The organism is Propionispora sp. 2/2-37 (genome assembly GCF_001298735.1).
Taxonomy (GTDB): domain Bacteria; phylum Bacillota; class Negativicutes; order Propionisporales; family Propionisporaceae; genus Propionispora.
This window is the reverse complement of record NZ_CYSP01000002.1, coordinates 1-14,301: the sequence shown is the minus strand read 5'-3', so window position 1 is coordinate 14,301 and position 14,301 is coordinate 1. Positions and strand designations below refer to the sequence as shown.

Annotated in this window: 6 protein-coding genes; all 6 read left to right on the top strand. The window is 46.8% G+C overall.

Going from position 1 to position 14,301, the window contains the following annotated elements; all coding sequences use genetic code 11:
* Positions 1–321: 321 nt before the first annotated feature.
* Positions 322–789 carry a PTS sugar transporter subunit IIA gene (locus P22_RS01875; protein ID WP_054258519.1) on the top strand — a complete coding sequence of 156 codons (468 nt, stop codon included), beginning with the start codon at positions 322–324 and terminating at the stop codon, positions 787–789.
* A 75-nt stretch (positions 790–864) separates the two neighbouring features.
* Positions 865–1,335, top strand: a complete 471-nt coding sequence (gene smpB, locus P22_RS01870; RefSeq protein WP_054258518.1) for an SsrA-binding protein SmpB — start codon at positions 865–867, stop codon at positions 1,333–1,335.
* A gap of 332 nt (positions 1,336–1,667) precedes the next feature.
* Positions 1,668–4,289 carry a phosphoenolpyruvate synthase gene (gene ppsA, locus P22_RS01865; RefSeq protein ID WP_054258517.1) on the top strand — a complete coding sequence of 874 codons (2,622 nt, stop codon included), beginning with the start codon at positions 1,668–1,670 and terminating at the stop codon, positions 4,287–4,289.
* Positions 4,290–4,540: 251 nt separating this feature from the next.
* The gene (locus P22_RS01860; protein ID WP_054258516.1) at positions 4,541–6,244 is read left to right on the top strand and encodes a ShlB/FhaC/HecB family hemolysin secretion/activation protein; all 1,704 of its coding nucleotides are present in this window, start codon (positions 4,541–4,543) and stop codon (positions 6,242–6,244) included.
* Positions 6,245–6,255: 11 nt separating this feature from the next.
* The gene (locus tag P22_RS01855; protein WP_054258515.1) at positions 6,256–13,764 is read left to right on the top strand and encodes a two-partner secretion domain-containing protein; all 7,509 of its coding nucleotides are present in this window, start codon (positions 6,256–6,258) and stop codon (positions 13,762–13,764) included.
* Between the two features lie 13 nt (positions 13,765–13,777).
* The gene (locus P22_RS01850) at positions 13,778–14,098 is read left to right on the top strand and encodes a hypothetical protein (protein ID WP_069972743.1); all 321 of its coding nucleotides are present in this window, start codon (positions 13,778–13,780) and stop codon (positions 14,096–14,098) included.
* The last annotated feature ends 203 nt before the right edge of the window (positions 14,099–14,301 follow it).

Sequence of the window (14,301 nt, the reverse complement as noted above, 5' to 3'; positions counted from 1 at the left end):
TTGCAAAACATGGTTAAACTGATCCGGGAACCGGGCTTGAACGCCTATGCGGAGGAATTGCGGGTCGCCGCCGGGATCGGTGGAAATCAATGAAACACAACCACATACCGGCGTATAAAGCAGAAAAATCAAAAAATCCTGTAAAAACTATATTTTTGCAGGATTTTGCTTTTTTCCACAGTATTATTACTATGGGAAGTGCCTTTAAAGGTCGTAAGTCCATTTGCCGACTGACTGGGTTTAGTTGACTGTAATTGGTATATACTATAAACTAGAAAAAATATGGATTTACCGATAGTAATTGGTATAGGAGGAAAGCGTATGAAGATTAAGGAACATTTGCTGGAAAACTGCATCGTATTGGACTTAGATGTAAAAAATAAGGAAGAAGCGTGGAATCTGCTGGCAGACAGGCTGCAGCAATCCGGAGTGGTAAGCATTGCCGAGCAGTATCTGGAGGATGTGGCGGCCAGGGAAAGCCTGGGAACTACCGGTGTCGGCTATGGCGTGGCCATACCGCATGCCAAGTCGGCAGCGGTCTCCAATCCCTGTGTAGCCATAGCGCGGCTGTCAAAACCCATTGATGTCAACGCGGTGGATGGTGCCGGTGCCGATCTGGTATTTATGGTTGGAGTGCCTGTTGACGGTGTTGATGTGAATTTGCAGATCTTATCGACGCTGGCCCGGATGATCCGCCATGATTCCTTTCTGGCAGCGCTTCGCTCGGCGGCCACGCCGCAGGAAGTAATTGCGATTGTTGGGGAACAAGAGGAAAAATTGCCGTCCTAGTCTGCCTGATACAACATATACCGGCGGGCATATGCTATAATTGAGAAGCATAATAGCGGTATGCGAGGTGACAAAATGAATAAAGAGGGCGGCATAAAAATAGCAACTGAAAACCGCAAAGCCCGGCATGATTATCATATCCATGAAACCTATGAAGCAGGATTGGTTCTTACCGGTACGGAGGTTAAATCGCTGCGGGCCGGCAAGGCCAATTTAAAAGATTCGTTCGCCCGGATTGAAAATGGAGAGGTTATGCTGCATAACATGCACATTAGTCCCTACGATCAGGGAAACCGTTTCAATCATGAGCCGCTGCGAACCCGGAAACTGTTGATGCACCGGTATGAGATCGTAAAGCTGATCGGAAAAACCAAGGAAAAAGGCTATACGCTGGTGCCGATAAAGATCTATTTTACCCGGGGCAGGGCTAAGCTGGAGCTTGGACTGGCTACCGGGAAAAAATTATACGATAAGCGGCAGGACCTGGCGGCTAAGGATGCCAAACGGGAAATGGACCGGGCTTTTCGTGAGCGGCAGAAAGAGTGAAGGCAGGCAAACACTGAGAGCCTGCTTATTTTTTATTCATTTTTATAGAGCGGTCTGACTTCTTGTTGTCTGCAGGAGGTTTAGGCCGCTCTTGTAATTATGACCCCTTTGCCGGCGATCCTGTCCCCCCTTGCGGTTCCTGCCTTAGCATGCTTGCTTGTGATAAGCATGCTAACTGATGGAATGCGAATGGTTATCCCGGTAGTATATTTTTATTTAGCTTCCATAAAATAGAATGACATATTGCCATAAGCCTTTTGTTATCTGTTGAATAAAGTCTTCAGGAAGGGCTTCAACATATCAAGTCAGGAATTGCAGGAGGAAAAGCAGTTATGAATTCCTATGTACTTGGTTTTCAGGAAATCGATAAAACCAAGCTGATGCTGGTTGGGGGCAAAGGCGCTAACCTGGGGGAACTATGCAGGATTGACGGAATACAGGTTCCGGCAGGCTTTTGTCTGACTACTGAAGCATATAAAAGAATGATTGAGCAGGAACCGGAACTTGATGCATTATTGGCGCGATTGGGACAGCTTACACTGAATGACTGGAAAGAAGTCATCGAAGTGAGCGCCAGGATCCGCCGGAGCATTGAAGAAATGCCTGTTGCCGCAGACATAAAAGAAGAAATTGCACGCCATTACACAAACCTCGGCGAAAGCAATGCCTATGCAGTCCGTTCCAGTGCTACGGCGGAAGACTTGCCCAATGTTTCCTTTGCCGGACAGCAGGATACTTATTTGAATATTACAGGAATAAACGCCATTCTCAGGCATATTAGCAAATGCTGGGCATCTTTGTTTACTGACCGGGCCGTAATTTATCGCCTGCAACATGGTTTCGACCACCGTAAGGTGTATCTGGCCGTCGTTGTTCAGCGGATGGTTTTCCCTCAGGCGGCGGGGATTTTATTTACAGCTGATCCCGTTTCAGGCAACCGGAAAATAACATCGATTGACGCCGGTTTCGGGCTTGGCGAGGCGCTGGCGTCCGGTCTGGTGAATGCCGATATGTACAAGGTACGGGACGGCAGGATTGCCTACAAGAAGATATCAGCCAAAAAATTGGCCGTCTATGCACTGGAAATAGGCGGTACGGAAGAGAGAACGGTTGAGCCTGAGCGGCAGAATCAGGCGGTGCTGTCCGATGGACAGATTTTGCAACTGGAGCAGATGGGCAGAAGGATTGAAAGGTATTTTTCCTGCCCGCAGGATATCGAGTGGTGCCTTTGCGATGACGCCTTCTTTATGGTGCAAAGCCGTCCGATTACTACTCTGTACCCTATTCCGGAAAATGACGGGCAAAACCGCATCTATACGTCAATCGGTCATCAGCAAATGATGACGGATGCCATTAAACCGCTGGGGTTATCATTCTTCCAATTATTGTCTGATAAAATACCGCTGCACTGTGCCGGAGGCAGGCTGTTCTTCGAACTAACCTACGATTTATCTTCAGGCATTGGCCGGGAAATCATACTCAGGACCTGGGGCAAGGGCGACCCGCTGATGCGCAATGCTATCCTGAACATTATGAAACATAAAAACTTTATGAAATCCCTGCCGCGAGGAAAACGATACATCCGGCTGGGCAGCGAGTCGCTGTCCTGGAGTGCTTTTTACCAGACAATTAAGCTCTATTTTACAAATGATGCAACCATTGTTCAAAAACTTATTGTCAAGCACAGGGCATCGATCAAGGACCTGCAGAAAAGAATTGCCGCCGTATCCGGCGAGGAATTGTTTTCCCTGATTGAACAAGACCATAAACGCTTAAAGGCAATTATGTATGATCCGCGCGGCATTGGCGCGATCATGCTTGGGATATATGTAACGAGCTGGCTCAATAACAATATGAAAAACTGGCTGGGGGAAAAAAATGCGGCCGATACGCTTTCTCAATCGGTTCCTAATAACGTCACATCCGAAATGGGGCTTGACCTCCTTGATGTCGCGGATGTTGTCCGGGAGTACCCGGCGGTAATAGAATATTTTCATCATGCCAGAGACGAATCCTTTTTTAAGGATTTGGCCAAGCTGGAAGGCGGCGAAACGGTCAGTAACGCTCTGCAGGAATATCTTGAGAAATACGGTATGCGCTGTACCGGCGAAATCGATATTACCAGGCGGCGGTGGTGGGAAAATCCGACCGCCCTCATTCCCATGATTATCAGCAATGTGAAAAACTTCGGCCCCAATGCAAGCAATATTAAATTTGAACAGGGGCGGCAGGAGGCAAAGCGCAAAGAACAGGAACTGTTAACCCGTTTGGCCGGGCTCTCCGGCGGCCCCAAAAAGGTGCAAAAAACTAAGAAAATGATACGTCTTTTGCGCAATTTTACCGGTTTTCGGGAATATCCCAAATTCACGCTCATCCAGCGTTACTGGATTTACAAGCAGGCTCTGCTGCGAGAAGCCGCCAGGCTCCTGAAAAAAGGCATCATCCGGAAGGAGGAGGATATCTATTATCTGTCTTTTGCGGAATTAAAGAAGGTAGTCAATACAAACCATCTGGATTACAGCATAATAACCAAGCGTAAAGCAGACTATGAAATCTATGAGAAGCTGTCGCCGCCCCGGGTAATTACATCTGAAGGCGAGATTATATCCGGCGAGTACGATTCCGGCCACATTCCGGAAAACGCCTTGCCAGGCATACCGGTTTCCGTTGGTATTGCTGAAGGACGGGCACGGGTTATCCTAAAGATGGAGGATGCACACCTTGAGAATGGTGATATTTTGGTTACAGCCTTTACTGATCCTAGCTGGACTCCGGTTTTCGTCTCTGTTGGCGGCGTGGTAACGGAGGTAGGCGGGCTTATGACCCATGGGGCCGTTATTGCGCGGGAATATGGACTTCCTGCGGTCGTAGGTGTTGATAATGCCACGAAGCTGATTAAAGACGGTCAGTATATCCGGGTAAATGGAACCGAAGGGTATGTTGAGATATTGTGAAGGGGATAATAATAATCCGTTTTTTCAGAAGCTGCCTCTGAAGGACGGATTTTTTCTTGCTTATATGACAGTTTAACCTACGATCTGACAAAAATACGAAAGAAAGTCGAAGAAATATGTAAAAAAACAGATAATTTTGTCGTTCAAATAGGACGGAAGTACTAAAGGTGAATATGATCAAATGTAAAAGCTATAGTTATTGGAATTTTATTTGAAAATTGTTCGATAGTATAGTCGCTTAGGGTGGATCAATGGGAGTTTATCAGAAATCAATTACGTTGTTGTTGGCATGTGTTGTTACAACTCAGGTCGGGTTCGCAGAACCCAGTGCCGATGATTTAAAAAAACAGGAAGAATTTTTACGGCAGCAGGAGCAGTCCATCGCCGCCAAAGAAGCCAGCGAGGATAACCGGAAGCGTACACAGGAGCACATGGAGCGACTGAAAAAAGAAAGCCGGAAGCTGAAAAAAATAGAACTGCCGCAGGAGTCTCCCAGCTTTTATATTAAAACGATACAGTTGCGCGGCGTCTATGCCGGAAAATTTGGCTGGGTACAGAACTACCTGCAGCAATACCGGAATCAGAAAATCGGCGTGCAGGGAATTAATTTACTGACGAAAAGCATTAATGAAGCGCTTGTCGATAAAGGTTACGTTACTACCCGGGTGTATGTGAAAGAACAGGATATCTCCGGCGGCACTCTGGTTTTTGATCTGGCCGCAGGAACCATTGGCGAAATCCGGTTTGCCGATAAAAATACCTGGGGAACCTGGAAAAATGCCTTTTCCGTCCGTCACGGCGACTTGCTGAATATCCGTGATCTGGAGCAGGGGCTGGAACAAATGAAGCGGGTTCCCTCGCAAGACGTGGATATCAAGATACAGCCGGCCGACAATACCGGTCAGAGCGATATTATTCTAACTGTAAAACGGAATAAACCTTGGAAGTTCATTGCCTCCATCGACGATTCCGGCACGGAGAATACCGGAAAACTGCAGAGTACGGCGGCTTTGGAAATCGATAATTTGTTCTCTGTTAATGATATTTTCAACATTTCCTTTAACCAGGATGCCGCCAGTGAAGGGGAAAAACGGGGGACCAGAGCCAACAGCTTCTACTACTCCATCCCTTCCGGCAACGAAACGCTGACCTTCAGTAAAAGCAGTTACTCCTATCATCAAACGGTGCATACGGCGGTGCTGCCGTTCCAGCAGTCGGGGGAAACGGAAAACTATCAGTTTCTTGTAACGCATCTGTTGAGTCGCGATCAAACCAAGAAAACCAATATGGAATTCGGCTTGATTAAGAAAAAGCGGCGCAGTTTTATCGATGATACCGAAGTCACGGTGCAACGCCAGGATACGACGGCTTTGCGGTTAGGCGTTACCCGGAGGCAATATGCCGGCAATACCGTAATGGACGCCGCGCTGCGGTATCAAGAGGGAGTGCCCTGGCTTGGCGCGCAGGACGGGGTGACCGATCATCTGCCCGGACAGCCGACCACCCGGTACAATATGTTCCTGATCGATTTTAATATCAATACCCCGCTGCAAATCGGTGCTATACAGAGCCGCTATGAACTAACCATCAGAGGACAGAGGACAAACAACCTGATCTATGGTTCGGAGTTCTTCAGCATAGGCGGGCGTTATACAGTCAGGGGCTTCGACGGGGAGCAGACCCTGTCGGCGGAAAACGGTCTGATTGTACAAAATGAACTAAGGCTGCCCATGGATAAACACAATCAACTCTACCTGGCCTTAGATTATGGCAGAGTACAGGGACCGTCGACGGAGTATCTGCTGGGCAAGGAACTGTGGGGCAGTGCAATCGGTATCAGGGGCAGTCTGAAAAACGTCCAATATGACGCGTTTGTCGGCTGGCCGTTAAAAAAACCGGACGGATTTAAGACCGCTAAACGGGCCTGTGGTTTTCAGGTCCTAATGGGGATATAAGAGGTGCAAATATGAAGACAACCTTACGTTTGAGATTAAAAAAAGCAACTTCCATTTTGATAATAGTCAGCTTTATGGCTCAGTCACTGACTGTTTTTGCCGATACTACGGCAGATCCCGCCGCCGATGCCGGACATAAGCCGACAGTGAACGAGGTAAACCATGTGCCGGTGGTGGATATTGCAGCGCCCAATGCCAGTGGGCTGTCCCATAACCTGTATACCGACTTTAACGTAAACGCCAACGGACTTATTTTAAATAATGCAGTACAACCGGTAGATACCGCGCTGGCCGGCAATATACAGGCCAATGCCAATTTCCAGGGAACGGCGGCCAGCATCATACTCAATGAAGTGACTGGAACGAACCGTACCAATTTAAACGGCATGCTCGAAGTGGCCGGCAGCCGGGCAGCCGTGATCATCGCCAATCCGAACGGCATTACCGGGGATAGCTTTGGTTTTATCAATACCAGCCGGGCCAGTCTGGTCACGGGAACGCCGAATATTGATGAAAACGGTAACCTGAGTTCTTTCAATGTAAACCGTGGTGATGTGGCTATCCAGGGGCAGGGACTGAGTCAGGACACTCCGGCTACCAAGCTGGATATCCTGACCAGGGCGGCCCAAATCAACGCGAAAGTTTGGGCTGATGAAATCAATGTCATTACCGGCAATAATAAGATTGATTATCAGACCCTTCAGATTGCTGGTGATACCCAGGCAACGGGACCAAAACCCGAAATCGCACTGGATGTCGGCGCTGTAGGTGGGATGTATGCAGGAAAAATCAAACTAATTGGCACGGAAAAAGGGCTGGGTGTTTATGTTCGGGGAGACATTAACGGCGAAAAAGAAGTCACTTTAACCAATGCGGGGAAAATTATCCTGGACCAAAACGAAGACGAGGAGAACGACCAGGGGAGTATTTTCGCTAAAGAAGATTTGGTAATTACGGCGGCGGATGATATTATCAATAACGGTGAACTGGTTTCTGAGAAAAACACGACCGTTTCAGCTAAAAATATAGAGAATCATGGCTACATAGTTGCCGGGGAATCGCCCCAAAATGCAGAGGATGATGAAGATGAAGAAGGGGCAGGGCAGCCTAGTATACCGGGTGCAGCTGCCAATCTGGCGATTACGGCATCAGGAAAACTGACAAACAATGGTTCCTTGAGTGCCACGCAGGACGTAGTATTGTCGGGTAACGAAGTTAATTACGAAAAAGAGGATATAACCGCGGAAAGACTAATCGTGAACGGACAGGAAATAGACCTTTCTGCTGCTCCGCCGGAGCCCGGCGGGCAACCAGGACAGAATCCTGCCGGTCCTTCCGATAAAGTAAAACAACCTTCCTCGCCGGGTGTTCCGGAGATTAGATCATCATCCACCCCGGTCGAAAAAGAATCCGATCTTCCGATTACTGCGGATCAAAGTGCGCCCGTTGGCTATAGGCCGATTATTGACAAAACGGCCAGCGGGATCCGGCTGGTGCAGATTGCTTCGCCATCAGCGGGGGGCGTCTCCCGGAATATTTATCTGGACTTTAATATAAATCCCGATGGACTGATTTTAAATAATGCGACACAGTATACTAAGACTCAGTTAGGCGGTTATATTGACAAGAACTATCGTCTGAACGGGTTAGGTGCAAAAGTCATTTTAAATGAAGTTTCTGGCGGCAATGTCAGTAAGTTGAACGGTTTTTTGGAAGTGGCGGGTCAACAGGCCGGGGTTGTTATCGCCAATCCCAACGGGATTTTTGCCAATGGTTTCGGTTATATCAATACCAGTCAGGCGACACTTTCCACTTTAGACGGTTTCGTATGGGTTCAGGGCGATGGAATCAACGCCGCGGCAGCTAATCATCTCATGATTAACGCCAATCAGTTTCTAAATAGCTCATCTGAACTGTGGGCAAAAAAATTATCCATAGCAACAATCGGCTATTTGACTAATAACGGCAGAATTATAACGACGGATAATCTGTCAATTTCCGGATCCGGGCTATATAACCAGGCAAACAGCTTAATTGACAGCGCGGGAGATATTGCCGTTGACGTTCGGGGGAAGGTGGACAATCAAGCAGGCATTATAAAAAGCGACAAGGATATAACGATTACGGCCCCAACAGTGGAGAATAGTGAAGGTGGTGCTCTTTCCAGCAGCAAAAGTACGAATATTCATAGCGATTTGCTCATCAATAAAGGTTCAACTTTGTCCAGCGAAGGCGACTATCATATCCAGGCGAAAAGCATTAGCAATGAAGATGATGCCGCTTTGTTTGCCAAGGGAAATTTAACATTAGGGACTGAGGAGCAAATCGTTAATGATGACTCAGTGATTGCTGCCGGCGGGACAGCAGATATAAAAAGCAATGACATAAAGAACATTGATAACTCCATACTATATAGTTCCGGCAATATGACGTTGCAGGCGGCCAATAATGTTGTAAACCAGTCTTCGGAGATCCAAAGCCAAAACAATATCGACATAACGGCCCGAAAGCTGACGAATGAAAAGGCGGATTTTAAAACGGATTGGGACGTTGCACATAAAAACATTTCCTATCCGATTCCGCACCTTAACCAAAAACGGTATTATAAAGCCACACGACGGTTTGACAGAGAAATAAAGACGGGTCAGATCAAGGAAGAGACGGCGGCAGCGCAGATTGTGGCGGATAAAGATATTACGATAAATGCGGATGAAGTCAGTAACCGTTACAGTACTTTAGCTGCCGGAAAAGATATGACTATAACGGCGGGCAGTATAGAAAACTCCGGTTATCAAGGTACAGTAATCACAACGGACAAAGGGACGGATACCCATTACTGGAAATACAAAAAGAAGAGAAAATTAAGAAGAAGCAAATGGAAACGTGGTTCAACCTCTCTGCCGTATTATGACTGGTCCGAAGTGGATACGGACACCTCACGGCTGGGGATTATTAGTGCTGGTGATAAAGTAACTTTGAATGCCGGCACCATTGAAAATGAAACCTATAATGCCGGAGGCGATGCGATAGGGCACAGGACAAAACAAGTATCCCTTGAAATTACGGACCAAATGACCGCGAATGGTATCAATAGTGCTATTAATAGTAAAATATTCTCTATCCATACCGACCCGGCGGCCAAGTATTTAATTGAGACAGACGGACGTTTTGCCGATTACCAAAATTTCCTATCCAGTGATTACCTGCTGGAACGGGTAAAAACCGACCCGGAAAAAATATTAAAACGCCTGGGTGACGGATACTATGAACAAAAACTGGTAACCGAGCAAATAGCAGAGTTGACCGGCAGAAAACTTTTAGATAAAAATTATGGTTCGGATCTTGAACAATTTAAAGCTCTCATGGGAAATGGGGGCACAGTAGCGCAGGAATACAATCTTACTGTAGGTGTTGCCCTGACCAAGGAACAAATGGCTGCCCTCACCAGTGACATGGTTTGGTTGGTGGAAAAAGTCGTAAATGGCGAAAAGGTACTTGTACCCCAGGTATATCTGTCTGCCTTGCGGGAAGGTGATATTACCTCCGGGGGAGCTGTCATTGCGGGCAATGATGTAGAAATAATTGCACAAGATAGCCTGAAAAACATTGGAACCATCAAAGCCGGCCATACATTGGCGGCTCGGGCTGAAAACATTAGCAATATCAACGGAAAACTTCAGGCGGATGATATAAACCTGACGGCCCAGGATACCATTGCCAACCGGAGCGGGTTGATTAGCGGCGGCGATATCTCACTGGATGCGGGCAATATCGTTAATCAGAGCCAAACAAGTACAATCCGCTACAAAGAACTTGAACAAACCAAACTGAATGATACCGCCGGCATCGTGGCCGATAAAAATGTACGGATCAATGCGCGGGATACTATAAAAAATCAGGGAGCTGTTTTAAGTGCCGGACAAGAGCTGAACCTTTCGGCCGGAAACGAAATTGATCTGGAAAGTGTCTCGCAAGAAAAGCGAGTCGCTGTTGCCTATCGCAAATCCAGTGCGTCGCTTTATGACAAGACCTATGCAGGCAGCAGAGTAACCGGTCAAAAAATAACGGTGAAAAGCGATAGTGTGGCTGTTAAAGGAACAGCCATAAAAGCCGCAGATAGTGTCAAGATTGACGCGGAACACGGCGTCAAACTAACAGCGGAAAAGAACCTGTCCGAATCAGATATAACAGTGGGGAAACGGGGCGGCACCTATTTTGGACGGCGGCAGGAAAACCATGAAAGCGTTGCCGGAAGCAGTATAGAAGCCGGCGGAAGTATCGACATCCGCGGAACCGATATCCAAATCAAGGGATCGAATGTGGCTAGTGAGGCAGGAACAATCCGGCTTGAAGCTAAAGACAATGTATCGGTAAGTTCGGAAACGGAACGGCACGAAAGCCTGTTGGAAGAAGAAAAGAAAGAATCCGGATTGTTATCAACAAAACGAACCAAGATTTATGACTACAAGGCCAGGGAAGAAGTAGCAGGCAGCAACATTTCCGGTAAAGAAGTCGATATCCGTGCCAAACAAGGCATAAGTGTCAGCGGATCCAATATTGTAGCCGACCAGGATGTCATGCTGACAGCGGATAAAAATATTGACATCGCTGCAGCCGAACAAACCAGCCAAAGCGAGTACAAAAAATCCGTCAAAAAATCCGGCGTCTTTTCCGGCGGTGGGTTAGGATTTACCATAGGCAGCCAGAAACAAAAGAGAACTAATACCCAGGACAGCATCAGCCAGGTGGGCAGCGTTGTCGGTTCGACCGGCGGTAAGGTAACCATTGGTGCCGGCCAAGACGTGTCCATCACCGCTTCCGACACCATCAGCGGCAAAGACACCACCATAACCGGTCAGAACGTTACCATCGAGGCGGCCGACAATACCGATAAAGAACGCGAAACCTATGAATTCAAACAAAGCGGCCTCAGCGTAGCCCTCGGCGGCCAGGCCATAGACAATATCCAGGGCGTCTACCAGCCGGCCAAACGGGCCAGTGAAGTAGAAGACAGCCGCTTAAAAGCGCTCTACGACTATAAGGCCGTCAAAGCGGCGGACAATCTGAGCCGCGGCAAAAATGCCGACGGCAGCACCAAGAAAGATGGCGGCCTGTCCGTCAGCATCAGCCTGGGTACGAGCAAGAAACGAAGCGAAACCAACGCCGAGGCAGCTACTGCCACGCCCAGCCAGGTAACTGCCGGCGGTGACGTCAGCATTACCGCCACCGGCGAAAAAGACGCAGCAGGTAATCACATCGGCGGCGGGGACCTGAACATCACCGGCTCCGCCATCGACGGGCAAAACATCCATCTCAGCGCGGCCAACGATGTGAACCTGACGGCTGCGGAAAACACCACCAGCACTAAAACCACCTCCAGCGGCAAATCGGCCGGTATCGGCGTCAACGTCAGCGCCGGACAAGCCCCGGGCTTCTTTGTGGAAGGAAGTAAGTCCAGCGGCAGAGAAAATGGTAATACCGCAACCCATACCAACACCCAGGTCACCGCAGCCGATACGGTTACCATCGAATCCGGCCAGGACACCAACCTCAAAGGAGCGCAGGTCAAAGGCAAAACCGTCGATGTCGATGCTAAAGGCGACCTCAATCTCGAAAGCCTGCAGGATATAGACAACTACAAAGAAACCAATAAATCCGCAGGCGGCACCGTCAACTTCGGCGCCGGAGGCCTCAGCGGCACCGCTTCCGCCAGCAAGGGCCACATCGACTCCGAATACAAAAGCGTCACCGAACAAACCGGCATCTATGCCGGAGAAGGCGGCTTCGACATCACCGTAGGGGGTAATACCGACCTGAAGGGTGCGGTTATTAGCAGCGAGGCTACGCCGGATAAGAATAAGCTCTCTACGGATACGCTGACTTACTCGGACATTGAGAACCATGCCGATTACAGCGCCAGCAGCGTTGGGGTAAATCTGGATACCAGAAAAAATGAAAAATATAATGAACAAGGTTTAACTCCTAATATTGGAACACCGGCATCGGGAGATTCCAGTAGTACGACAAAAGCAGCTGTTTCTAATGGTACGATTGATATTCGTAGCAATCCCAATCAGGACATATCTAGCTTAAGTCGTGATACTACTAATGCATTAAATTCACTAGGAAAAATATTTGATAAAGAAACCATTAAGGAAAAGCAAGAGCTAGCTTCCCTATTCGGTGAAATAGCCTTTGAGGAAATTCATAAACTTAGTGATAAAAACGGCTGGGGTGATGGCAGTCCGGAAAAGGTAGCTTTGCATAGCCTGATTGGTGGTATTATGTCTGAACTTACAGGCAGTGGATTTACATCAGGAGCTATAGGGGCAGGAGTCAATGAGCTAGTACAGAAAGAATTGGAAAAGCAATTTAAGGACCACCCGGATATGTGGCAATGGGCTAGTTATATTATTGGTACGGCAGCCGCTAAAGTTGTTGATGGAGATGGCCAGGCAGGTGGATCTACTGCAGTTAGCGGGACAAAGTACAATGATCAGGGATTTGGTAAACCCATTAAGCTAAATGATCCTCAACTTCTTTCTACAATCGTAATTGCTGGGATCGCTTTTAATGTGACAAAAGCAGTAGATGGAACTGTTTCTTTAGTTGGTGAAGCTGGGAAAAACATAGCTACCTGGAGTGAAGAAGCAGGGAAATGGATAGGAACTACAGAAACAACTGCGATAAATCAGCAGTATATAGATACACTTAATAACTATATTCAACAAGCTCATATACAAATATCAAAAACAGAAGTAACAATACAATCCGCTAATGATATAATACGAGATACTAAACAAGTAATTGCTGATACGCGACAACAGATAGCAGATCTACAAATCCAAATAGCCAGCGATACCGCAGAGACGGCTGAGCTTCAGGAAAAAATAATTCAACTTCAGACGGATATCAATGAGCGACAAAAAATAATAGAGGGTCTTGAAAATGATATAACAATTCTACAAACGAAAAAATCAGAGCTATTGAAGCAACTTTATCCTCCTGGTACAGATACGAGCTATGGTCAAGGTACAACTACAACAGTATTTCCTAATAATGGAGGTCAAACAACCGCAACAACTGTACCACCTATTCAGTCTAATTCACCCGATTCAACTATTCCTCCAATTACTTCAAACAATGATAATAAAAATGGAACAATATTAGATAATCCGGCGAATAATCCGACTACGGGTACGGGGGTTATTACTGCTAGTTGGCAGAAGACTTCTGATGAATTAACTCAAAAAGGAATAGATGTTGCTTCATGGAATCAAGGGAGTTTTGGTTCTACGCAGGACTCTGTAGCCTATCACTATAACACGCATGGAGCAGAAGTTGGCGCGGAAAATGTTGAGCAATATATAAGAAAGGCTGAAGCTTTTAAACAAAATTTAAGAGGAGCAAAGACATTTCCTGTAGATGGCGCAGTAGCTGGAGTAACAAGATATGTTAAAAATGGCAGGTATATAGATTTAGCTTCTGATGGAACAATTGTATCATTTGGGAAAAGATAGGGTGGTGAATATATTGGAAGATTGGCAGAAAATCAAAATTGATGGTGTTGCTTTTATTGAAAAATGCGTTGCTGAGTTTAATGTTGGGGAACTAGTAAAGACTCCATATTCAAAATTTAAAGTGAAAATTTTTGAAAGGCAAAATGGTACTTTTATCGGATTTACGAATCTCCAAATAAAAGATAAAGACGGGTGCCCTTATGCCGGAGTAGGTCATGGCGAAACTATAGAAAAAGCATTAGAAGATACAATACGATATTTTTTTGAGATGCTTGAAAAGAAGGACCTTTTAACCCCAGATGATTTTGAATGCGTAGATCCTTATGATTTTTGATGACGATTAAAGGGGCCGTGTTGAAACGTAAGAGTTTCAGCACGGTCCCTTTTTGTATTTAGCAAAATTTCGGATTGAATTCATGTAAAAATAAAAAATGGCCACCTCCTATGAGTTGGCGGCAGCTAATTTCCTCATATTATGGGCTATACAATGCAGACCCCATTCTAACTTCACCTTGGCCATGCCCTTAAGGCTAAATC